Genomic DNA, 23,054 nt, shown 5'->3' with positions numbered 1-23,054 from the left:
CACAGCATTTTCACGGCAACTCGCTGCCCCAAGGATAAAGATACGATGAAACCCACTACCACCCTGCTGGGCGCGGCCACGCTGGCCTGCTGCCTGTCCCTGCCCGCCCAGGCCTCCGCCGTGGCGCAGCTGAAAGCCTTCGTCGCCGGCAGCAAGACGCTGAGCGCGGACTTCAGCCAGATCGTCACCAACAAGGGCAAGCGCGAAGAAGCCAGCGGCACGCTGGAAATCGCACGTCCCGGCAAGTTCCGCTGGGAATACAGCAAGCCCTACTCGCAGTTGATCGTCGGCGACGGCAAAACTTTGTGGATCTACGACCCGGATCTGGCCCAGGTCACGCGCAAGGCGCAAGGAGCGGCGCTGGGCTCCAGCCCGGCCGCGCTGTTGGCCGGCAGCAACGAAATCGAACGCAGCTACAAGCTCAACGAAGCCGGCAAGCAAGGCGACGTGGAATGGCTGGCCGCCAGCCCCAAGAAACAGGACAACACCTTCAGCGCCATCCGCATGGGGTTCCGCAACAATATGCTGGTGGAAATGGAGTTGACCGACAGCTTCGGCAACGACACGCGCATCCGCTTCCTGCAGCCGCAGCAAAACGTCAAACTGCCGGCCGCCCGCTTCGCCTTCACCGCGCCCAAGGGCGTGGATGTGGTCAGCGGAGACTGACCCCATCCCGGCCCCGTCGGGCCGGCCGCCCCGCCGCCGTTTCCGCGTTGCAATCCCGCCAGCCCGCCGCTACAAATAGGGAATATCTGGCACGAGACAATCGAAGTCGGGATGCGGAACATGAGAAACGGCAAGACAGGCACCAGGTCCCTGGCCGGCCGCCTGGTCTTGGCCACGCTGCTATTCTGCTTGGCGTTCACACTCGCCACCGTCATCGTCAAAACCTGGCTGACCTGGAACAGCAATCTGCAGGCCATGCAGCAGCAGCTGAACCTGATAGGCGACATCTACCAGCAAACGCTGAAGAAGGCCATCTGGGACCTGGACCGCAGCGCGATTGAAGAACACCTGCACAGCAGCTTCCACGTGCAGTCGGTGGGCCAGGTCAGCATCAAGCTGATCAATCTGAACGCCGAATCGCAAAAGCCCTATGAGTCCGAAGCCTTCAAACTGGCCAAGCCCGGCTGGCACGATACCAGCTGGACGCCTAAGATCTTCTTCCTGCTCAAGCACCACGACACCACCACCAATACCACGGAAACCATAGGCAGCCTGGAAATCGAGGGCGACAGCCGGCTGCTTATCGCCGAACTCAAACGCGAGATCGTCAACATCATTCTCACCCAAACCATCTACTCCCTGATGCTGGCTGGCTTCCTGATGCTGATCTTCAACCGCTACGTCACCTCGCATATCCGCCAGATCGCCCAACACCTGGACCAGTTCTCGCCCGAAAGCTTGCATCGCCTGATCCGCCTGGACCGCAAGCACACCTATCACGACGAACTGGACAAGCTGGCCAGCGGCATCAACACCATGCAGCAGAATCTTTCCGATTATCTGCAGCAGAAAAACAAGTACGAAGAGGAGCTGGCGGCCCACCGCGACCACCTGAGCGAGCTGGTGCACCAACGCACCGCCGACCTGCACCAGGCCAATATCGCGTTGCAGCACTCGGCCGACACCCTGCGCCAGCTGGGCGACATCGGCAAGGCCCTGACGGCCAGCCTGGACAGCAAGGCAATCTGCCTGGCGCTTTACCAGCACCTGCGCGAGCTGATAGCCATCAGCGGTTTTTCCGTCGCCCTGCTCCAGGCCGACGCCCGCCGGTTGGAGTGGATCTATTGCATATACGATGGCCAGGAAGCGGACGCGCCGCCGCTGCCGCTGGACTGCCCCGATGACTTTCTGGCGCAATCCTTCCTCGGCGATTGCGAAATGCGCCTGCTCGATGCGGAAGACCTGGCGCGGCTGCACCTGCCGGGCTGCACCCCTCAGCCCGGCAGCCTGAAGCAGGGCGTGGTGCATCAGTTGATTGCCGGGCGCAAGCGCATCGGCATCGCCATGGGGCTCAGCCATCAGGACCATTCATTCCAGCAACGGGAGCTGGAGATTTTCCGCTCCATCGCGGCCTATGCCGCCATCGCGCTCAGCAATGCGCAGTCCTACGACCTGGTCAAGGCCGCGCGCCAACACGCCGACCAAGCCCTGCAAGATCTGCGGCAGACCCAAGGGCAATTGATACAGTCGGAAAAGATGGCGGTGCTGGGCCAGCTGGTCGCCGGCGTCGCTCATGAAATCAACACCCCCATCGGCGCCATCAAGTCCAGCGGCAACAACATCCTGGAGGCGCTGGAGCACGCCATGGACGAACTGCCGGACCTGCTGCTGCGGCTGGACGAGCCGCATCGGGCGCTGTTCAAGCGCTTGCTGGAAGGGGGCCGCGCGGCCAATACGGCCTTCAACAGCCGGGAAGAGCGCAGCCTGACCCGCCAGCTGGCCGAGCAGCTGGGGGAAATCGGCATCGACGACGCGCGCGGCAAGGCCGCCATGCTGGTCCAGCTGCGCGCGCAGGAGCGCTACCAAGACTTCCTGCCCCTGCTGCGCCATGCCGACAGCAATGCCATTTTGAACGCCGCATACAATATTTACTCGGTCACCATGAATGCCGCCAACATCAATATGGCCGTGGACCGCGTCGGGAAAATCATTTTTGCGCTAAAGAGCTTCTCCCGTTTCGACAATGAAGGGGAAATGGTGGAGGTTCCCCTCGCCGACGGCATTGAAACCGTATTGACTATTTATCAAAATAAAATCAAGCAAAACATCGAGCTGATCCGGGAATATCAGGACATCCCCCACATAAAATGCCAACCCGATCAGCTGAATCAAGTCTGGACCAATCTGATATCCAATGCCTTGCAAGCGATGAATTGCCAGGGAACGCTGCGCCTTGGCATTCAAAGCGATGGAAACTATGCCGTAGTATCGGTTTCAGACTCTGGCTGCGGCATTCCAGAAACCATAAAAGACCGCATATTCGATCCTTTTTTCACAACCAAGCCCAGAGGCGAAGGCACGGGACTGGGACTGGATATTGTCAAAAAAATCATTGAGCGCCACCAGGGGAAAATAGAATTCTCCAGCGACGTGGGGCAAGGCACGACTTTCAGGGTTTTCTTGCCTTATCGGCAGGAGGCAATATGAAAAAAGGCGTTATTTTGTGCGTGGACGACGAACCCAGCGTCCTCATCGCCCTGCGCGACCAGCTAAAAAAGCAATACCCGGCCTATCTGGTGGAAATCGCCGAAAGCGCGGAGGAGGGGCTGGATATTCTGGAGGAGATTTCCTCCGACGGCTGGATTCCACTGGTGATCATTTCCGACTTCATCATGCCCGGCATGAATGGCGATGCCTTCCTGACCCAAGCCAAGAAACTGTTTCCCCACATCATCACCGTCATCTTGTCGGGGCAAGGCAATGAGGCCACCATCCAGTCCGCGCTGGCCTCAGGCTCGGCCAATCACTTTTTCTCCAAGCCCTGGGATGCGGCGGACCTGATACGCTGCATAGACATCGAGCTGGAGACATTTTGGCAAAGGATGGGGAACAACGATGTCGAATGATCGACAAGACACCCGCTCATCCAAGCCGAAGGTCGTGCTCTGCGTCGATGACGACATCGCCGTGCTCAGCGCCCTGCGCAACACCCTGTCCCACCACTTCCACAACGAACTCGTGGTCGAGATCGCCGAAAGCGGCCAAGAAGCACTGGACCTGATCGAGGAGCTGCGCCGGGAAGACCTGCCGCTGACCATCATCCTGGCCGACTACATCATGCCCGGCATGAAAGGCGACGAGCTGCTGGTGCGCGTGCACGCCAACCAGCCTGCCGCCATCAAGATCATGCTGACCGGGCAAAGCGATATGCAGGGCGTCAAGCGCGCCATCAACGACGCCAACCTGTTCCGCTTCATGGAAAAGCCATGGCAGAACGAAGACCTGATCCTGACCCTGCAATCCGCGATCCGCGCCTATGCGCTGGACCAGGAGCTGCGCTCCTATATCGATAAGCTGCAAAAAATGAATGACGAGCTGGAAGAAATCGTCAGGGCGCGCACCCGGGAGCTGGAACAGAAAAATGAAGAGCTGAACCGGCTGGCCACCACGGATCGCCTGACCGGCCTGTACAACCGCCTGTTTCTGGAAAAAATGCTGCCGCACGAGTTTGCGGTGGCCAAGCGCTTCTCCAGCCCCTTCTCCTTCATCTTGCTGGACATCGACCACTTCAAGCAGGTCAATGACCGCCATGGCCACCAAACCGGCGACGAGGTGCTCAAGGCCATGGCCGAGATCATCCGCAACACCATACGCGCCTGCGACATCACCGTGCGCTGGGGCGGAGAAGAATTCCTCATCATTTGCAGCGACACCCATTTGCGCGGCGCGCGCGTGCTGGCGGAAAAACTGCGGCAAGCAGTGGAAAGCTACGACTTTCCCATCGTGGAGCGCTGCACCGCCAGTTTCGGCGTGGCGGCCTACCAGCAGCAGGACGACATCCACAGCATGATGGAGCGCGCCGATCAGGCGCTTTACGCGGCCAAGCATGCCGGTCGGAACCGGGTGGAGGGATGACGGCGCCGCGCGACCGGCAGCCGCGCCTGGCGCCGCCCTGGGCGGGCAATAGCGGAAAGGAGACGAGTCGGCATGGAGAACTGCCAGACAGGCGCCCGGCAAAAAAGCCGGCACGCTGCGCCGGCAATCAGGCGTCCGCGCGCGGTGGCGCCCAGCGCCGCCCCAGGGCAAAGCCCCAGATCGAGAGACGCATGATGAGAAGCTTCGCCCTATTGCTGCTTGTCATGCCGCTGTTTGCCGCGGCGGCCACCAGGGTGGACATCGCGCTGGAGGATGCCGACAACCGCCCGTTTGAATATCGGGACGATCTCGGCCGGCTAACCGGTTTCCACATTGAACTGATCCGGGCCGCCGCGCAGCGGCTGGATTGGGACCTCACATTCCTGGCCGTGCCCTGGGCGCGCGCCGAGGCCATGCTGGCCGACGGCAGGGTCAATGCGGTCAGCTATATGGCCGCGGCGGAAAAGCGCAAGGGCTACGCCATGTTCCTGCCCGGCAATCAGCTGCACTTGCAACAGATCGGCCTGTTCGGCATGGCGGAGCGGATCAAGCGCATGGCCATGCCCTCGGCTTTGCCCGACATCGCCAGGCAGTACCGCGTCGGCGCGGCCAAAAATTATTTCTACGGCGCGGAAATCAATACGCTGATCGACAAGGACAATGTGATCGACCATCACGCGCAGAACATCACGCAACTGATGCAGATGATGGCGGCCGGCCGTTACGACCTGGCGCTGGCCACCGCCGGCGCGCTGCAACAGCTGGAACATGAAAACGCCAAGCTGGCGACGCAAATCCGCAGGCTGCCGGGCATCGCCTTCGAACAGACCCCGATCTACCTCGCCTTCAGCAACAAGGGAAACAGCCCCAAACTGGCCGCCGATTTTGCCCGCGCCTACGCCGAACTGCGGCAGGGCGCGTATTACCGCCAGCTGGTGGCGAAATATCAGGTGGCCGACATGCTGCCCAACTTCCGCTGAACCCGATCAGGAAACGCCGCGGCGCTCATACACCGCCTGCGCCAGCGTGCCCAGGTCCACGTACTCCAGCTCGCCGCCGGCAGGCATGCCGCGCGCGATGCGGGTGAGCGTCAAACCGCGGCCCTTGAACAACTCGCTCAGCATATGGGCGGTGACCTCGCCCTCGGCGGTGAAATTGGTGGCGATCACGATCTCGCTCACTTGGCCATCCAGGGCGCGCGGCAGCAGCTTGTCCAGGTTCAGGTCCTTGGGACCGATATTGTCCAGCGGCGAAACCCGCCCCATCAGCACGAAATACAGGCCCTCGAAACATTTGGCCTGCTCCAGCATCATCAAGTCCGCCGGCATCTCCACGATGCACAGCTGATCCTGGCGGCGGCTGTCGTCGGCGCAGATGGCGCACAGTTCGGCCTCGCTGAAGGTGTTGCAGCGCTGGCAGTGCGTCAGCTGGTTCAGCGCCACGTCCAGCGCGCGCGCCAGTTTGTCGGCGCCCTTCTTGTCCCGCTGCAGCAGGTGGAAGGCCATGCGCTGGGCGGTTTTCGGCCCCACGCCAGGCAAGACTTTCAGGGCGGAGATCAATTGCTCCAGCGCGGGAGGATTTTTCATCCCAAAACCTCATACACCACGAAATCGTACGGATAAGAAATAGCTAGATCTCCGCCACGCCATCCACAAAGCCTCACGCAAAACAACAGGCACCGACCGTCCGATCGACGGCAGCCCACTCCGGCCCGGCCTTCATGTTCGTGTTTTGCGTGGATTTCGTGGCGGAAATGGCTTCAGCTTCTCAAGCGTTCGCGCGTCCCGCCTATTACGGGAGGCGCAGCCAGCGCCTGGATGTCGCGCCGAAGAAAAAGGCCCGTCGCCGGGCCCTGGGATCAGAACGGGAATTTCATCCCGGCCGGCAGATTCAGGCCGTTGGTGAAGCCGGACATGCGCTCCTGCGTGGTGGCCTCCACCTTGCGCACGGCGTCGTTGAAGGCCGCGGCGATCAGGTCTTCCAGCATTTCCTTGTCGTCCTTGGCGTCTTCCAGCACGCTGTCGTCGATGGCGACGCGCTTGACGTCGTGGGAGCAGGTCATCGTCACCTTGACCATGCCGGCGCCGGATTGGCCTTCCACTTCCACCTTGGCCAGTTCGTCCTGGGCCTTCTTCATGTTTTCCTGCATTTGCTGGGCCTGCTTCATCAGGCCGGCAATACCTGCTTTGCCGAACATCGCGGTCACTCCTGTACGGGTTGAATGGTCTCGATGAGCAGCGTGGCGCCGAACTCGCGCACCATCTGCTGCACCACCGGATCGTTTTGCAAACACTCGCGGGCGGCGGCCAACTGCTCCTGGCGCAAGCGGGCGCCGGTCATGGCCGGGGTTTCTATCCCCAGCTCCTCCACCGTCACCGCGAGTTCCACCGCGTGGCCGAAACGGTCGGCCAGCGCGGCTTTGAGTTTTTCCTGGTAGTCGCGTCCGCTCATGTGGCGGAAGCTCTCGGGCACCGCCAGCTCCAGCCGGCTCTGGCTCCAGTTCTTCAATACCGCATTATGCGCCAGCATGCGCGCCGCGCCGAGCTTGGCGCCCAACTCCGCCACCAGCCGCGGCCAGTCGCCGTCAAAGCAGTAGCTGACAGGCTCGTCTTCCAGCGGCGGTTGCATGGCGTAATCGGGCAAGCCATCCTCGTCCTGCTGCCAGGGCGTATCGACGATCTCCTCGTCGTCGCGCTCGTCGGCCTCCTCTACCGGCGAAGGCACGGCTGCGCGGGGCGAGGACGGCGCGGTTCCGGGCTGGGGAGCCGCCGGCGCGGGCGCGGGCTGAACCTGAGCGACGGCTTGCGGCCTAGGGGCGGGCTCGGGCTCGGGCTCTGCCGGGGCCGCGGCCTCATCCGGCTCGGCGCGCGGCGCGGTCTTGGCCTGATTGCCAAGACCGGCGGCCTGCAAGGCGCGCGCTGCCGGAGACAGGCCCCGCTCCGCCGGCAGCGACACGCTGGCCGCGGCCATGGCGGAAGCCGCCGCCGGACGCGGCTGGCTGGGCGCGGCCGGGCGCGTAGGCGCGGCGCTTTCCGCCGGCGCGTTGACCGGATGGAAGGCCAGCATGCGCAGCAAGGTCATATTGAAGCCGGCGTGCTCATCCGGCGCCAGGGCCAAGTCCTTGCGGCCGTGGATGGCGATTTGATAGTAAAGCTGCACGTCCTGCGGCGCGATGGCGTCGGCCAGCGCAAAGATGGCCTCGCGCTCCGGCTCGTCGTCGGCCAGCGCCGCAGGCACGGTCTGCGCCAGCGCCAGTTGCTGCAGCAGCACGGCCAGTTCCGCCAAGGCGGCGTCGAAGCTGATGCCGCGTTCAGCCAGCTTGTCGGCCTCGGCCATCAGCAAGGGGCCGTCGGCCGCGGCCAGGGCCTGCAGCAGAGAAAACAGGTAGCGGCGGTCCACCGCGCCCAGCATGGCGCGCACGCCGTCTTCCTTGACTTCGCCCATGCCGTAGGCGATAGCCTGATCCAGCAAGGACTGCGCGTCCCGCATCGAACCCGAGGCGGCGCGGCCCAGCAGCGCCAGCGCCGGCGCCTCGTAATGGATGCCTTCCACGTCCAGCATGTGGGCCAGATGGCTGGACACCTGCTGCGGCGTCATATTGCGCAGGGAAAACTGCAGGCAGCGGCTCAGCACCGTCACCGGCACTTTCTGCGGATCGGTGGTGGCCAGGATGAACTTGACGTGGCCGGGCGGCTCCTCCAGCGTCTTCAGCATCGCATTGAAGGCGCTCTTGGACAGCATGTGCACTTCGTCGATGATGTAGACCTTGAAGCGGCCCATGGTCGGCGCGTACTGCGCGTTTTCCAGCACTTCGCGGATATTGTCGATGCCGGTGTTGGACGCGGCGTCGATCTCCAGCAGGTCCACATAGCGGCCGGCGTCGATCTGGCGGCAGGCCTGGCATTCGCCGCAAGGCTCCGCCGTGGTGCCGGTTTCGCAGTTCAGGCTCTTGGCCAGAATGCGGGCGATAGTGGTCTTGCCCACCCCCCGGGTGCCGGTCAGCAGGTAGGCGTGATGGAGCCGCTGCTCTTTGAGGGCGTTGGACAGGGCGCGGACCACATGCTCCTGGCCGACCAGGTCGGCGAAGCGCTTGGGACGCCACTTGCGGGCAAGGACTTGATAGCTCATGGGGGCGGATTTTAATGGCAATTGCCGCGCAAGGCGACAGGTTTCGCCGGCGCGGCCACGGAGGCGGCGCCGGCTGGCATCGGAAACGCAGCGGGCTTATCGGGCTGCGGAGGCCGGCCCGGCCTGCTGGGCCAGTTGGGCGTAATAGCGCGAGCGCAGCTGGTCGGCGATTTCCTGCACCGCCTTGGCGTACAAGGCGCTGCGGTTATAGCGGGTGATGGCGTAGAAATTGTTCAGGCCCAGCCAGTACTCAGTGACGCCGGGCGCGCTCTCCAGCGAAAACAGCACCGCCGGCACGTCGTCCGCCAGCGGCGCCTGCGGCGCCACGCCCATCTGGCGCAGCTCGCCCACCGTGTAATGCAGCTTGAATTTATCGGCCAGTAGCTGGTCGATCTGCGGCCCCGCCACCACGCTGGCCGGCACCACCACGTCATCGCCGTGCCGCCAGCCGTGCAGCTGGAAGTAATTGGCCACGCTGCCGATGGCGTCATGCGGATTGTTCCAGATGTCGCGATGGCCGTTGCCGTCGAAATCCACCGCCCACTTGCGGTAGCTGGACGGCATGAACTGCGGCAGCCCCATGGCGCCGGCGTAGGAGCCCTTCAGCGTCAGCGGGTCTTTGCCTTCCTCCTTGGCCAAGAGCAGGAACTGGGTCAGCTCCCCGCGGAAGTACTGGGCGCGGCGCGGGTAGTCGAAGCCTATGGTGGACAGCGAATCCACCAGGCGGAAGCTGCCGGTGTTGCGGCCGTAATGTGTTTCCACGCCCAGGATGGCGACGATCAGCTCAGGCGCCACGCCATACTGGCGCTCAGCGCGCGCCAGCGCGTCGGCATTGGCCTGCCAGAAGGCCACGCCGTCGGCGATCAGCCTGTCGTTGACGGTGGAGGCGCGGAACTGGTACCACGGCCTCGAGGTGGACGGCCGATCCAGGATGCGGATGATATTGGGCTTGATTTCGACATGGGCGAACACCGCCTCCAGCTCCGGCCGGTTGAATTGGCCGCTGGCCACTTGCTCGTCTATGTAGCGCTGCACGTCGGGACGGGCCAGGAAGGCGGAGTCCGCCCAGGCCGGGAGAGAGACGAAGGCGGCGGCGGCCAGGGCGGCCAGTTTGTGCATGGTTTTCATTATTCTGCTCTTTATCGGATTCGAGTCTGTCGTGTTTAGGGCGAAGGCGCGCATCAGTCACGGAAGGACAAGGCATTGCTGACCAGGCGCGCGGTGATGTCGACGATGGAAATCACGCGCTCGTAGGCCATGCGCGTGGGACCGACCACGCCCAGCGTGCCCACTACCTGGCCGTTGATGCAATACGGCGCCGTCACCACCGAGCATTCGTCCAGCGTCACCACGCCAGACTCCTCGCCGATGAAAATGTTCACGCCGCTCGCGTCACGGCCCTGGGCCAGCAGCTTCAACAGTTCGGTCTTGCGCTCGAACACGCCGAACAACTCCCTCAGACGCGACAGGTCGTCCGACAAATCATTCACCTGCAACAGCCGCGAGCGGCCGCTGACCACCACATCCTCGCTGCTTTGGCTCAAGGTCTGCTGCCCCAGCTTCACCGCCGCGGCCATCAGCTCCGCGATATCGCCCTGCAGCTGCGCAAGCTCGCCCTCCACCCGCTGGGCGACGGCGCCGAGGCCCTGCCCGGCGTAGTGCTGATTGATGAAATTGCCGGCTTCGATCAGCTCGCTCTGGGTGTAGTCGCGCTCGGTCAGCAGCAGGTGATTCTGCACATCGCCGTCCAGCGTCACCAGGATCATCAGCACCCGCCGCTCGGACAGGCGCAGGAATTCGATCTGGCGGAAGGCGACGTCGCTGCGCTGCGGCGTCAGCACCACCCCGGCAAAGCTGGTCAACTCCGACAACAGCGACGACGCCGCCTGCACGATGCGCTGCGGGCTATCCGGCTGCAGGCTGTGCTCCAGCTCGTGGAGGGACACGTCATCCAGCGGGCGTATGGTCAGCAGTCGGTCGACGAACAGCCGATAGCCGCGCGCGGTGGGCACGCGGCCGGCCGAGGTGTGCGGCGAGGCGATCAGCCCCATGTCTTCCAGATCGGCAAGCACATTGCGCACGGAGGCCGAAGACAACTCCACGCCCGGCAGCAGCGACAGGGTCTTGGAGGCGACCGGCTGACCATCCGCGATATAGCGCTCGATCAGGATCTTGAGCAGATGTTGGGCGCGTTCGTTCATCATGCCTCCATTGTACACATCCTGCACCGCGCCAAAAGAGGCGCGGCGCGGCTTTGCGCGTCCGGCATGAAAACGGCGGGCAGCAAGCTGCTGTTCGCCCACTGGTTTTCTGCGATAATCGCCCCATTATTGGTCCGACCAACCCCATTTGGAGACAGCATGGCTTCCGAAGACAAGAGCAAGGCCTTGGCCGCCGCCCTCGCCCAGATTGAAAAGCAGTTCGGCAAGGGCTCGATCATGCGCATGAGCGACAACCAGATCACCGAAAACCTGCAAGTGATCTCCACCGGTTCGCTGACCCTGGACCTGGCGCTGGGCGTCGGCGGCCTGCCGCGCGGCCGCGTGGTCGAAATCTACGGCCCGGAATCGTCCGGTAAAACCACCCTGTGTCTGCAGGCCGTGGCTGAAGCGCAAAAACTGGGCGGCACCTGCGCCTACATCGACGCCGAAAACGCGCTGGACCCGGTCTACGCGCAAAAGCTGGGCGTCAACGTCGAAGACTTGCTGATCTCGCAGCCGGACACCGGCGAGCAGGCGCTGGAAATCTGTGACATGCTGGTGCGCTCCAGCGGCGTGGACGTGATCGTGGTGGACTCCGTCGCCGCCCTGGTGCCCAAGGCGGAAATCGAAGGCGAGATGGGCGACAGCCACGTCGGCCTGCAGGCCCGTTTGATGAGCCAGGCGCTGCGCAAGCTGACCGGCAACATCAAGCGCACCAACACCCTGGTGATCTTCATCAACCAGATCCGCATGAAGATCGGCGTGATGTTCGGCAACCCGGAAACCACCACCGGCGGCAATGCGCTGAAGTTCTACGCCTCCGTGCGCCTGGACATCCGCCGCACCGGCGGCATCAAGAAGGGCGAGGAAGTGATCGGCAACGACACCCGCGTCAAAGTGGTGAAGAACAAGGTCTCCCCGCCGTTCCGCCAAGCCGATTTCGAAATCCTGTACGGCGAGGGCATCTCGCGCCAGGGCGAAATCATCGAGCTGGGCGTCAAGCACGGCTTCATCGACAAGTCCGGCGCCTGGTACGCCTACAACGGCCAGAAGATCGGCCAGGGCAAGGACAACACCCGCGAATGGCTGAAGGCCAACCCGGCCATCGCCGACGAAATCGAGCGCAAGATCCGCGAAGCGGTGGGCGTGAAGATCGAAATCAATGAAAACCAGGGCGACGAAGAGTTCGCCGACGACGCCTTCGACGCCTGATGGCGGAACAGGGCAAAAGCCTGAAGGCGCGAGCCGTCGAACTATTGTCCCGCCGGGAATACTCTCGGCGGGAGCTGGTTCGGCGGCTCGCGCCTTTTGCCGACAGCGCCGAGCAGCTGGAAAGCGTGCTGGACGAGCTGGCCGCCGCCAACTGGCAGTCCGACGACCGCTTCGCCCAGCAATACGCGGCGAGCAAGGGCGCCAAATTCGGCAGCCGGCGGCTATCTCAGGAAATGCGCCAACGCGGCGTGGACGATGACACCATACGCCAGGCCCTGGCCGGCCGGGACGATCTGGCCAGCGCGCGCGAACAGTGGCGCAAGAAATTCGGCCGCCCGCCCGCCGACGCGGCGGAGAAGGCCAAGCAATACCGCTTCCTGGCGCAGCGCGGCTTTCCCGCCGACGTGATCCGCCAGGTGATAACCGGCGGCGCCGACGACGACATCTACGAGGACTGAAGCCATGGCCACGCGCAGCATCGCCACCGCGATCGACATCGCCGCCGGACCCGAACAGGTCTGGCAAGTGCTGACCGACTGGCCGCGCTACCCGGAATGGAATCCCTTCATCGTCGGCCTGCATGGCCGCCGCGAGACGGGCGCCAGCCTCGTGGCCACTCTCCATCCGCCCGGCGGGCGACGCCTGACTTTCCGCCCGCGGCTGACTGCGTTCAACACCGGCCAACAGCTGCGCTGGCGAGGCAAGCTATTGCTGCCGGGGCTGTTCGACGGCGAGCACCACTTCCGCTTGGAAGCGCTGGAAAACGGCCATACCCGCCTTCATCACGGCGAGGATTTTTCCGGTCTGCTGTTGCCGCTTTTCGGCCAAAAACTGCAAACAGCCACCCGTCAGGGTTTCCTGGCCATGAATGAGGCGCTGAAACAGCGCTGCGAAGCGCTTGCCAGCCAGGCCCCGGCTTGACACAATCGTCGGATTCGTCCCGGCATGGCGCCCGGACCAGATTTGGAAAATTGACCCAAAATCATGAAAACTTCTGAAATTCGCAAGAAATTCCTGGATTTCTTCGCCTCCAAAGGCCACCAGGTCGTACCCTCCAGCAGCCTGATTCCGGGCAATGACCCGACGCTGATGTTCACCGTCGCCGGCATGGTGCAGTTCAAGGACGTGTTCCTGGGCTTCGAGAAGCGCGACTACACCCGCGCCACCACCAGCCAGAAATGCCTGCGCGCGGGCGGCAAGCACAACGATCTGGAAAACGTCGGCTATACCGCGCGCCACCATACCTTCTTTGAAATGCTGGGCAACTTCAGCTTCGGCGACTACTTCAAGCGCGACGCCATCACCTTCGCCTGGGAATTCCTGACCGGCGAGCAATGGCTGGCCTTGCCCAAAGACAAGCTGATGGTGACGGTGTACGCCTCCGACGACGAAGCCTACGACATCTGGCACAAGACCGTCGGCGTGCCGGCCGACAAGATCGTCCGCATCGGCGACAACAAGGGCGCGCCCTACGCGTCCGACAACTTCTGGACCATGGGCGACACCGGCCCCTGCGGCCCGTGCACCGAGATCTTCTACGACCACGGCCCGTCCGTCGCCGGCGGCCCTCCGGGCAGCCCGGACGAAGACGGCGACCGCTTCATGGAGATCTGGAACAACGTCTTCATGCAGTTCAACCGCGACGAAGCCGGCGTGCTGCACCCGCTGCCCAAGCCCTCGGTCGACACCGGCATGGGCCTGGAGCGCCTGTCCACCGTGCTGCAGCACGTGAAGTCCAACTACGAAACCGACGCGCTGGCCTGCCTGGTGCGCGCCGCCGCCCGCGAAACCGGCGTGGAATACAGCCAGGACGTGCCGTCGCTGAAAGTGATCGCCGACCACATCCGCGCCTGTTCCTTCATGATCGCCGACGGCATCCTGCCGTCCAACGAAGGCCGCGGCTATGTATTGCGCCGCATCGCCCGCCGCGCCATCCGCCACGGCTACAAGCTGGGCCAGAAGGGTCTGTTCTTCCACAAGATCGTGGCCGACCTGGCCGCCGAGATGGGCGAAGCCTATCCGGACCTGCTGGAAAAACAGGCCCAGATCGAAGACGCCATCCGCGCCGAGGAAATCAAGTTCGCCGAAACGCTGGAAAACGGCATGGCCCTGGTGGACGCCGCGCTGGAAGGCGGCAAGACCGCGCTGGACGGCGACACCATCTTCAAGCTGTACGACACCTTCGGCTTCCCGGTGGACCTGACCGCCGACATCTGCCGCGAGCGCGGCATCCACGCCGACCTGGAAGGCTTCGAGCGTGCGATGGAGGCCCAGCGCGAGCGCGGCCGCGCCGGCTCCAACTTCAAGATGAGCGGCAAGCTCAGCTACAGCGGCGACGACACCCGCTTCCACGGCTACGACAAGTCCAGCGTGGAAGCCAAGGTGCTGGCGCTGTACAAGGGTACCGAGCCGGTTGAATCGCTGGCGGCCGGCGACGAAGGCATCGTGGTGCTGGACAACACCGCCTTCTACGCCGAGGGCGGCGGCCAGGTGGGCGACGTGGGCGAAATCTCCGCCACCGGCGGCCTGGACGCGCTGTTCGACGTGGCCGACACCCAGAAAATCCAGGGCGCGGTCTTCGGCCACAAGGGCCGGCTTGCCCGCGGCGCGCTGAAGGTGGGCGACGCGGTCACCGCCACCATCGACCTGCATCAACGCCTGGCCAGCGCCCGCAACCACTCCGCCACCCACCTGCTGCACGCGGCGCTGCGCCATGTGCTGGGCAGCCATGTGGCGCAGAAGGGTTCGCTGGTCAACCCGGAACGCACCCGCTTCGACTTCGCCCACGGCGAAGCCGTGACGGCTGAGCAGATCGCCGAGCTGGAACGCGTGGTCAACCACGTCATCGCCGCCAACTACGAGGTCAAGGCCGAGCTGATGAGCATGGCCGACGCGCAGAAGTCCGGCGCCATGATGCTGTTCGGCGAAAAATACGGCGAAGAAGTGCGCGTGCTGACCATGGGCGACTTCTCCGCCGAGCTGTGCGGCGGCACCCACGTCAAGCGCACCGGCGACATCGGCCTGTTCAAGATCGTGGCCGAAGGCGGCGTGGCCGCCGGCGTGCGCCGCATCGAAGCCGTGACCGGCGAAGGCGCGCTGGCTTATATCCAGGCCCAGGACGCGCTGATCAAGGAAGCCGCCGGCGCGCTGAAGGCGCAGACCAGCGAGGAAGTGCTGGCCAAGATCGCCGCGCTGCAGGACAACGCCAAAGCGCTGGAAAAAGAGCTGGCCAAGCTGAAGGGCCAGCTGGCCGCCTCCGCCGGCGACAGCCTGGCCGACAGCGCCGCCGTCATCAACGGCGTCAAAGTGCTGGCCGCCGAACTGCCGGGCGCCGACAACACCGCGCTGCGCGAAACGCTGGACAAGCTGAAGGACAAACTGGGTTCCGCCGCCATCGTGCTGGCCGCCAAGGGCGACGGCAAGGTGGCGCTGGTGGCCGGCGTCACCGCCGACCTGACCGGCAAGGTCAAGGCCGGCGAGCTGGTCAACTTCGTCGCCCAGCAAGTGGGCGGCAAGGGCGGCGGCCGGCCGGACATGGCCCAGGCCGGCGGCACCCAGCCGGAAAACCTGGACGCCGCGCTCGCGGGCGTGGAAGCCTGGGTAGCCGGCAAGCTGTAAGCCGCGTCGCCCAGTCCTGATCAAAACGGCCGCATGACTATCATGCGGCCGTTTTTCATTCGGTAATAATCGCGGACCAGAATAAGCCGGTCCAAACTTGGGAGCTCGCCATGGATGCCACGGAATTCCGCCTCGCCGACTGGGACGACCTGCCGGCTGTCTGCCAACTGATCCAGCAGGCCTTCGGCCCGCTGGCCGAGTCCCTGCCCAGCCGCCCCACCGCCCTGGACGAAACCGTCGCCAGCCTGACCGGCCACCTGGCCAGCGGCAGCCAGCTCTTCCTGGCCTCACAGGCGCGACGGCTGGATGCCTGCCTGCTGGTCCTGCCGCCCGACGACGGCTGCGCCGAGATCAAGCGGGTCTGCACCCATCCGGACCGCCAGGGCCTGGGCCTGGGCTCTGCCCTGCTCCGCCATGCCGAAGCGCAGCTGCGCGCGCAAGGCGTGATAGATCTGCGCCTGGCCACGCGCCGCCGTCTGCCCGACAACCTGGCCTTCTATCAGCGCCTGGGTTACGTGGAGCTTGAACGCCAGCCCTATGCCGATGCCGTCGACGACGAGCGCGTGCTGATGGGCAAGCGCATCGCCGCCATGTAAGCATTGCGCCTTTTTTGAAACTCACGGCTGTAAGTTTGTTTCACATCAAGCCATAAGAAATCAGGGTTCAGTAATATACCCCTGCTTCTTATGGCTTCTCCTTTGTTGTTTGCTTTGACGTCCCCGGGCTTCTCCCGGGGCTTTTTTTTTGCTTGCGCGCCGGCAGCACGCTTATATTGGAACCATAAATCCATGCCGGGAGACGCCATGCGCCTGCCTCTGCTTGCCATGCTCGCCTGCTGCTGCCAGTTGCTGACAGCCCAGGCCGACCAGCCCATGCCGGAACTCAATGCGCTGACAGAAAACCTCCCGCCCCTCAGCTATGAGCAAAATGGCGACTACAAGGGGTTTTCCAACGAGCTGCTGCAGATGATGCTGCGCGAGAGCGGACTGCGCGCCACCATTCAAATCAAGCCCTGGAGCCGAGCGCTGCACGAGGCGCAGCAGACGCCCAATTCCGTGCTCTACCTGACGGTGCGCACGCCGGAGCGGGAGGGCTTGTTCAAATGGGTGGGACCGGCGCTGCCGCTGCCCATCGAGATGTTCCGGCTCAGCGGCTCGCGCAGCGCGCCCTTCACGTCCATAGATCAGGCCAGGCATGCGCTGATCGCCGTGCCGCGCGATACGCCGGGACAGAAAATGATGGAAAACCGGGGCTTCTCGGACAACCGCAATCTGGTGCTGACCAACGACGAGGCTTTGTCCGTCAAGCTGCTGTACGCGCATCGGGTCCAATACACGGTTGGCGTGGCCATGTTCCAACGCTACGCCGCGCATCTGCAGGGGCTGGACCCAGAGCGGCTGGAGTCGGTGTTGACGCTGGACGACAGCACGCAGTTCTACTTTGCCCTGCAAAAAGACAGCAACCCCGAATACATCGCCCGCCTGCAGGCGGCTTTGGACAAGCTGAAACAGGATGGGCGCTACGCCGCGCTGCTGAAGCGCTACACCCACCCCACCAGCCAGAACTAGAACACCAGCTTGCCGCCCACCAAGGCCAGCATCACGGCCAGCGCCGGGCGCAACCAGTGCTCCGCCAGCTTGCCCGTCAGCTTGCTGCCCAGCCAGATGCCAGGCAGGGAGCCGCTTAGCAGCTTCAGCAGCAGCACCCAGTCCAGATGGCCCATGCTGGCGTGGCCCAAGCCTGCCACCAGCGTCAAGGGCACGGCATGGGCGATCTCGGTGCCCACCAGGCGGGAAGTAGACAAGGCCGGATACAGCATGAACAAGGCCAGCGTGCCCAAGGCGCCGGCGCCGATGGAGCTCAGGGTGACCAGCACGCCAAGGAGCGCGCCCACCAAGATGGTGGGCCAGCTGCGGCCGTCTGCGCCCAGTTTGGCCACATGCCGTCCGCCCACCTTCAGCAGCCAGGGCTTGCACAGGATGGCTGCAGCCGTCAGCAACAAGGCCAGGCCCAGCACGGAACGAAAGACTTCATCCATGACTTTGGGCGGAACCTGCAGCCAGGACAGCAAGCCCAGAGTCAGCAAGGCGGCCGGCACGCTGCCAAACGCCAGGCGCAGCGTGATGCGCCAGTCGATGTGGTTTTGCTTGTGGTGCGCCACCACGCCGCCTGCCTTGGTCAGGGCGGCATACATCAGGTCGGTGCCGACCGCGGTGGCCGGCGAAACGCCAAACCACAGCAGGATGGGCGTCATCAGCGATCCGCCGCCCACGCCGGTCAGCCCGACGATGAAGCCGACCGCCAAGCCAGCCACCGTATATCCCAAATCCATAGCCATCCCCATTTATCCTGCTAGATCACCCAGATGCTACGCGCTTTGCTTATAACAATTTAGATCCTTTTGATACAACAATATATCACTGAAACATAAGCCATTTTTACCGGAGAAGTTTCACCACACCATCACGGCAACGTAACAAGCCTGGCCTATGTTTGAACCGGAACCAACGACAAAGGACGCCACAATCGCCCTCTGATTTACATCCAAGTGCTTTACAAATCGAACAAATCGCGTCAACTTGATACCGTCAGGGCGCAGCCCGACCCGTTAGCGGCCCATCCGCCCGCTGTCGCCAGGATCGCCCTGAGAAGTCCACGTTTCGAGATCGAAAGGTGCAGGATGATTTCTCGTATCCCCCTGAGCGTTCGCAGAAAACAAGCCCGTGACCAACACGAAAGTTTCCTCTACGCGGTTGCCAAACCGCAGCTGAGCGAAGGCGAGAAGTCTCGCCAGCAAAAAGTGCGGCAGCGCGCGCATGACCGTGATGATGCCCGCTTCCTGGCAGATCGCTGCGACGATTTGTTCTGAATCCCGATAGGGGGCTCTGCCCCCTGCTCCTCCCACGCTCGGCATCCCGCCTGAGCGCAGCCCCGCATCGACATTCTCTTTTCCCCGCCAGCGGCGACAGCCAAGCATGGCTCGCTCCGCGCCTATCTTGTAAATAAAAATCCAAAATCGTCTTCCCATGCGTACTTTCCAAAGAAAAAGCGCTACGGCAGATCATTTTTATACCTTCTTTACATCCCTCCCTCCGCTTTTATCAGGTTTTTGACGTCCGATTGCGTACCTTCCACATCGCACATTACGCATGGAGATTTTCACTATGGACTGGCTTTATCTGGGCTTGGTCGCGCTGTTCGGCGCATTGACCTGGCTGTTGATCGCAGCCTGTGACCGACTGGGAGGCAAACAATGAGTGTTTGGTACCTGATCAGCGCCGCGCTGGCGCTCGGACTGTTCGTCTATCTGATCTACGCATTGGTCAAACCGGAGAATTTCTAATCATGTCTACACCCGCCATGCTCCAACTGGGGCTGTTCCTGGTCGTGCTGATCGCGCTGGCCTGGCCTCTAGGCGCGTACATGACGCGCATCATGCAGGGGGACAACGTCGGTCCGGCGCGTTTCTTCGCGCCGCTGGAGCGCGCCTTCTACCGCCTGGCCGGCATCAAGCAAGATGAGGAAATGGGCTGGCGCGGCTATACCGTCGCGCTGATTCTGTTCAACGTGCTCGGCGTCATCGCCGTCTACGCGCTGCAACGCCTGCAAGGGGCGCTGCCGTTCAACCCGCAGGCCATGGCCGCGGTGAGCTCGGACTCCTCATTTAATACCGCCATTTCCTTCGTCACCAACACCAACTGGCAAGGCTACGGCGGCGAAACCACGATGAGCTACCTGACCCAGATGCTGGGTCTGACCGTGCAGAACTTCCTGTCCGCCGCCACCGGCGCCGCCGTGGTCATCGCGCTGATCCGCGGCTTCGCCCGCCACAGCAGCGCCAAGATCGGCAACTTCTGGGTGGACGTCACCCGCTTGACCTTGTACGTGCTGCTGCCGCTGGCCGTGGTGTTCGCGCTGGCATTCACCCAGCAAGGCGCCATCCAGAACCTGTCCTCCTACCAAGACGTGCACACGCTGGAAGCGACCAAGTATCAGCAGCCCAAGGTGGATGCCAAGGGCAATCCGGTGACCGGCAAGGACGGCAAGCCGGTGATGGAAGACAAGACCACCCAGACGCAAACCCTGCCCATGGGCCCGGTGGCCTCGCAGGAAGCCATCAAGATGCTGGGCACCAACGGCGGCGGCTTCTTCAACGCCAACTCCGCCCATCCGTATGAGAACCCGACACCGCTGTCCAACTTCCTGCAGGAGATCGCGATCTTCCTGATCCCGGCCGCGCTGTGCTTCCTGTTTGGCCGCATGGTGGGCGACCGCCGCCAGGGCTGGGCCATTCTCGCCGCGATGACCATCCTGTTCGCCACCGCGGTAACCGTGGTGACCCGCGCCGAGCAAGCCGGCGTGCCGCAATACAAGGCCCTGCACCTGGACCAGAAAGCCAGCAGCCTGCAATCCGGCGGCAATATGGAAGGCAAGGAAGTGCGCTTCGGCATCATCGACACCTCGCTGTTCATCGCCGTGACCACTTCCGCCTCCTGCGGCGCGGTCAACGCCATGCACGACTCGCTGACCCCGATCGGCGGCATGGTGCCGATCTTCCTGATGCAGCTGGGCGAAGTGGTGTTCGGCGGCGTCGGCTCCGGCCTGTACGGCATGCTGATCTTCGCCATCCTGGCGGTGTTCATCGCCGGTCTGATGGTGGGCCGCACCCCGGAATACCTGGGCAAGAAGATTGAAACCTACGAGATGAAGATGACCGCGATCACCATCCTGGTGACCCCGACCCTGGTGCTGGCGCTGACCGCCATCGCCGTGAGCGTAGGCGCGGGCAAGGCCGGCATCCTCAATCCGGGCGCGCACGGCTTCAGCGAAATCCTGTACGCCTTCACCTCGGCCGCCAACAACAACGGCAGCGCCTTCGCCGGCCTGTCCGCCAACACGCCGTTCTACAACATCATGACCGGCCTGGCCATGTTCTTCGGCCGCTTCTTCATGATCGTGCCCATTCTGGCTATCGCCGGTTCGCTGGCCGCCAAGAAACGCCTGGCCGTCACCGGCGGCACCCTGCCCACCCATGGCCCGCTGTTCGTGGTGTTGCTGATCGGCACCGTGCTGCTGGTGGGCGCGCTGAATTATGTTCCGGCCCTGGCACTGGGTCCGGTGGTTGAGCATCTGCAGATGATCGCCGCCCGCTAAGCGCCCGTCAGTCAAGGAAACTCGATATGAACGACAAGAATCATTCCAATATGCTGGCAGCCGACCCGACGGTCGGCGGCCACAAGAGCGCGAGCAAGTCCATGCTGGACCCGACGCTGGTGAAGCCGGCCATCGTCGACTCGTTCAAGAAGCTGTCGCCGCGCACCCAGTGGCGCAACCCGGTGATGTTCGTGGTTTACGTGGGCAGCATCCTGACCACCGGCCTGTGGCTGCAGTCGCTGAGCGGACACGGCGAAGCCTCCTCCGGCTTTATCCTGGCGGTGGCGCTGTGGCTGTGGTTCACCGTGCTGTTCGCCAACTTCGCCGAGGCGCTGGCCGAAGGCCGCAGCAAGGCCCAGGCCGCCAGCCTGCGCTCCGCCAAGAAGAACGTGGTGGCCAAGAAACTGGCCGGCGGCAATCACGGCGCGGCCAAGAGCATCGTCGACGGCACCAGCCTGCGCAAGGGCGACTTCGTGCTGGTGGAAGCCGGCGACGTGATCCCGGTGGACGGCGAAGTGGTGGAAGGCGTGGCCTCGGTCGACGAATCCGCCATCACTGGCGAATCCGCGCCGGTGATACGCGAGTCCGGCGGCGACTTCTCCTCCGTCACCGGCGGCACCCGCGTGCTGTCCGACTGGATCGTGGTGAAAATCACCGTCAATCCGGGCGAAACCTTCCTCGACCGCATGATCGCGATGGTGGAAGGCGCCAAGCGCCAGAAGACGCCGAACGAGATCGCGTTGACCATCTTGCTGGTGGCGCTGACCATCGTGTTCCTGATTGTGACCGTCACCCTGCTGCCCTTCTCCTTGTTCAGTGTGGAAGCGGCCAAGGCCGGCAGCCCGATCAGCATCACCACCCTAGTGGCCCTGCTGGTCTGCCTGATCCCCACCACCATCGGCGGCCTGTTGTCCGCCATCGGCGTGGCCGGCATGAGCCGCATGATGGGCGCCAATGTGATCGCCACCTCTGGCCGCGCGGTGGAAGCCGCCGGCGACGTGGACGTGCTGTTGCTGGACAAGACCGGCACCATCACCCTGGGCAACCGCCAAGCGTCGGCCTTCATTCCGGCGCCGGGCGTGTCGGAGAAAGACCTGGCCGACGCCGCCCAGCTCGCCTCCCTGGCCGATGAAACGCCGGAAGGCCGCAGCGTGGTGGTGCTGGCCAAGCAGAAATTCAATCTGCGCGAGCGCCAACTGGCCAGCCATGAAGCCGCGTTCATCCCGTTCACCGCGCAAACGCGCATGTCCGGCATAGACTACGACGGCCGCCAGATCCGCAAGGGCGCCATCGACGCCATCCGCCGCCACATCGCCGAACAGGGCGGCCAGTTCCCGGACGCGCTGGCGAAAAGCGCCGAGGAAGTGGCCCGTCGCGGCTCCACCCCGCTGCTGGTGGCCGAAGGCAAGCGCGCCCTGGGCGTGATCGAGCTGAAGGACATCGTCAAGGGCGGCATCAAGGAACGCTTCGCCGAGCTGCGCCAAATGGGCATCAAGACAGTGATGATCACCGGCGACAACCCGCTGACTGCGGCCGCCATCGCCGCGGAAGCCGGCGTGGACGACTTCCTGGCCGAAGCGACGCCGGAAGCCAAGCTCAAGCTGATCCGCAGCCATCAGGCGGAAGGCAAGCTGGTGGCGATGACCGGCGACGGCACCAACGACGCCCCCGCGCTGGCCCAAGCCGACGTGGCGGTGGCGATGAACACCGGCACCCAGGCGGCCAAGGAAGCCGGCAATATGGTGGACTTGGACTCCAACCCCACCAAGCTGATCGAAATCGTGGAGATCGGCAAGCAGATGCTGATGACGCGCGGCTCGCTGACCACCTTCTCCATCGCCAACGACGTGGCCAAGTACTTCGCCATCATCCCGGCGGCGTTCGCCAGCACTTACCCGCAGCTGAACGCGCTGAACGTGATGGGCCTGAACAGCCCGGCCTCCGCCATCCTGTCCGCTGTGATCTTCAACGCCGTCATCATCGTGTTCCTGATCCCGCTGGCGCTGAAGGGCGTGAAGTACCACGCCAAGAGCGCGGCCGAACTGCTGCGCGGCAATCTGCTGGTCTACGGCCTGGGCGGCCTCTTGGTTCCGTTCGCCGGCATCAAGGTAATTGACCTGACGCTGGGCGCGCTGGGTCTGGTGTAACAGGCTAACCAGG

Annotated in this window: 21 protein-coding genes; 14 read left to right on the top strand and 7 right to left on the bottom strand. The window is 63.6% G+C overall.

What is annotated here, in order from left to right; genetic code table 11:
* Nucleotides 1–45: 45 nt before the first annotated feature.
* The 5 genes from lolA (at nt 46) to FYK34_RS03200 (ending at nt 5,561) form a co-directional block, all read left to right on the top strand.
* A complete protein-coding gene (gene lolA / locus FYK34_RS03220; RefSeq protein ID WP_149295026.1) occupies nt 46–666 on the top strand; it encodes an outer membrane lipoprotein chaperone LolA in 621 nt (206 codons plus the stop codon).
* Nucleotides 667–786: 120 nt separating this feature from the next.
* On the top strand, nt 787–3,153 hold the full coding sequence (locus FYK34_RS03215) for a GAF domain-containing sensor histidine kinase (protein ID WP_168209632.1): 2,367 nt from the start codon (nt 787–789) through the stop codon (nt 3,151–3,153).
* Entirely contained in the window at nt 3,150–3,572 is a 423-nt protein-coding gene (locus FYK34_RS03210; protein WP_149295024.1) for a response regulator, read from the top strand. Before FYK34_RS03215 ends, FYK34_RS03210 begins: the two co-directional genes overlap by 4 nt.
* Nucleotides 3,562–4,581, top strand: a complete 1,020-nt coding sequence (locus FYK34_RS03205) for a GGDEF domain-containing response regulator (protein WP_149295023.1) — start codon at nt 3,562–3,564, stop codon at nt 4,579–4,581. The genes FYK34_RS03210 and FYK34_RS03205 overlap by 11 nt, the downstream gene beginning before the upstream one ends.
* A gap of 191 nt (nt 4,582–4,772) precedes the next feature.
* Nucleotides 4,773–5,561 (top strand): substrate-binding periplasmic protein, encoded by a 789-nt coding sequence (locus FYK34_RS03200; RefSeq protein ID WP_168209631.1) that lies wholly within the window; start codon nt 4,773–4,775, stop codon nt 5,559–5,561.
* A gap of 6 nt (nt 5,562–5,567) precedes the next feature.
* Here the strand turns inward: FYK34_RS03200 and recR are convergent, their stop codons facing one another.
* The 5 genes from recR to hrcA all read right to left on the bottom strand — a co-directional run bounded on the left by recR (nt 5,568) and on the right by hrcA (nt 10,913).
* Nucleotides 5,568–6,167 (bottom strand): recombination mediator RecR, encoded by a 600-nt coding sequence (recR, locus tag FYK34_RS03195; protein ID WP_149295021.1) that lies wholly within the window; start codon nt 6,165–6,167, stop codon nt 5,568–5,570.
* A 272-nt stretch (nt 6,168–6,439) separates the two neighbouring features.
* Nucleotides 6,440–6,778 carry a YbaB/EbfC family nucleoid-associated protein gene (locus FYK34_RS03190; RefSeq protein ID WP_231137360.1) on the bottom strand — a complete coding sequence of 113 codons (339 nt, stop codon included), beginning with the start codon at nt 6,776–6,778 and terminating at the stop codon, nt 6,440–6,442.
* Between the two features lie 5 nt (nt 6,779–6,783).
* The gene (gene dnaX / locus FYK34_RS03185) at nt 6,784–8,709 is read right to left on the bottom strand and encodes a DNA polymerase III subunit gamma/tau (RefSeq protein WP_149295019.1); all 1,926 of its coding nucleotides are present in this window, start codon (nt 8,707–8,709) and stop codon (nt 6,784–6,786) included.
* Between the two features lie 96 nt (nt 8,710–8,805).
* Nucleotides 8,806–9,837 (bottom strand): lytic murein transglycosylase B, encoded by a 1,032-nt coding sequence (gene mltB, locus FYK34_RS03180; protein ID WP_174774495.1) that lies wholly within the window; start codon nt 9,835–9,837, stop codon nt 8,806–8,808.
* Nucleotides 9,838–9,890: 53 nt separating this feature from the next.
* Nucleotides 9,891–10,913, bottom strand: coding sequence for a heat-inducible transcriptional repressor HrcA (hrcA, locus tag FYK34_RS03175; RefSeq protein WP_149295018.1), 1,023 nt, complete (start codon nt 10,911–10,913; stop codon nt 9,891–9,893).
* A gap of 156 nt (nt 10,914–11,069) precedes the next feature.
* Between hrcA and recA the strand changes: the two genes are divergently transcribed.
* The 6 genes from recA to FYK34_RS03145 all read left to right on the top strand — a co-directional run bounded on the left by recA (nt 11,070) and on the right by FYK34_RS03145 (nt 17,308).
* Nucleotides 11,070–12,122, top strand: a complete 1,053-nt coding sequence (gene recA, locus FYK34_RS03170) for a recombinase RecA (protein ID WP_043611947.1) — start codon at nt 11,070–11,072, stop codon at nt 12,120–12,122.
* Entirely contained in the window at nt 12,122–12,580 is a 459-nt protein-coding gene (gene recX, locus FYK34_RS03165; RefSeq protein WP_149295017.1) for a recombination regulator RecX, read from the top strand. The genes recA and recX overlap by 1 nt, the downstream gene beginning before the upstream one ends.
* A gap of 4 nt (nt 12,581–12,584) precedes the next feature.
* The gene (locus tag FYK34_RS03160; RefSeq protein WP_149295016.1) at nt 12,585–13,043 is read left to right on the top strand and encodes an SRPBCC domain-containing protein; all 459 of its coding nucleotides are present in this window, start codon (nt 12,585–12,587) and stop codon (nt 13,041–13,043) included.
* 63 nt (nt 13,044–13,106) lie between these two features.
* Complete coding sequence (gene alaS, locus FYK34_RS03155) at nt 13,107–15,740, top strand: alanine--tRNA ligase (protein WP_149295015.1); 2,634 nt, start codon at nt 13,107–13,109, stop codon at nt 15,738–15,740.
* A 110-nt stretch (nt 15,741–15,850) separates the two neighbouring features.
* Nucleotides 15,851–16,336: a GNAT family N-acetyltransferase gene (locus tag FYK34_RS03150; RefSeq protein ID WP_149295014.1), complete on the top strand. Its 486-nt coding sequence runs from the start codon at nt 15,851–15,853 to the stop codon at nt 16,334–16,336.
* Nucleotides 16,337–16,543: 207 nt separating this feature from the next.
* Complete coding sequence (locus FYK34_RS03145) at nt 16,544–17,308, top strand: substrate-binding periplasmic protein (RefSeq protein ID WP_168209630.1); 765 nt, start codon at nt 16,544–16,546, stop codon at nt 17,306–17,308.
* On the opposite strand, the gene FYK34_RS03140 is transcribed toward FYK34_RS03145, so the two are convergent.
* Both FYK34_RS03140 and FYK34_RS03135 read right to left on the bottom strand, forming a co-directional pair.
* Nucleotides 17,305–18,078, bottom strand: coding sequence for a sulfite exporter TauE/SafE family protein (locus FYK34_RS03140; RefSeq protein WP_231137359.1), 774 nt, complete (start codon nt 18,076–18,078; stop codon nt 17,305–17,307). The genes FYK34_RS03145 and FYK34_RS03140 overlap by 4 nt on opposite strands.
* Nucleotides 18,079–18,348: 270 nt before the next feature.
* On the bottom strand, nt 18,349–18,768 hold the full coding sequence (locus FYK34_RS03135) for a hypothetical protein (protein ID WP_149295012.1): 420 nt from the start codon (nt 18,766–18,768) through the stop codon (nt 18,349–18,351).
* Nucleotides 18,769–18,993: 225 nt separating this feature from the next.
* Here FYK34_RS03135 and kdpF point away from each other — a divergent pair, with 225 nt between their 5' ends.
* From kdpF to kdpB, 3 genes are read left to right on the top strand one after another with little or no spacing between them, the layout of a single operon-like run.
* Nucleotides 18,994–19,083 (top strand): K(+)-transporting ATPase subunit F, encoded by a 90-nt coding sequence (gene kdpF / locus FYK34_RS03125; RefSeq protein WP_103903184.1) that lies wholly within the window; start codon nt 18,994–18,996, stop codon nt 19,081–19,083.
* A gap of 2 nt (nt 19,084–19,085) precedes the next feature.
* On the top strand, nt 19,086–20,894 hold the full coding sequence (kdpA, locus tag FYK34_RS03120) for a potassium-transporting ATPase subunit KdpA (protein ID WP_149295011.1): 1,809 nt from the start codon (nt 19,086–19,088) through the stop codon (nt 20,892–20,894).
* Nucleotides 20,895–20,920: 26 nt separating this feature from the next.
* The gene (gene kdpB / locus FYK34_RS03115) at nt 20,921–23,041 is read left to right on the top strand and encodes a potassium-transporting ATPase subunit KdpB (protein WP_331252019.1); all 2,121 of its coding nucleotides are present in this window, start codon (nt 20,921–20,923) and stop codon (nt 23,039–23,041) included.
* The last annotated feature ends 13 nt before the right edge of the window (nt 23,042–23,054 follow it).

This window comes from Chromobacterium paludis, from assembly GCF_008275125.1.
GTDB classification, from domain to species: Bacteria; Pseudomonadota; Gammaproteobacteria; order Burkholderiales; family Chromobacteriaceae; genus Chromobacterium; species Chromobacterium paludis.
Note: the sequence above shows the minus strand (reverse complement) of the source record. Positions and strands in the feature narration are given on the sequence as shown.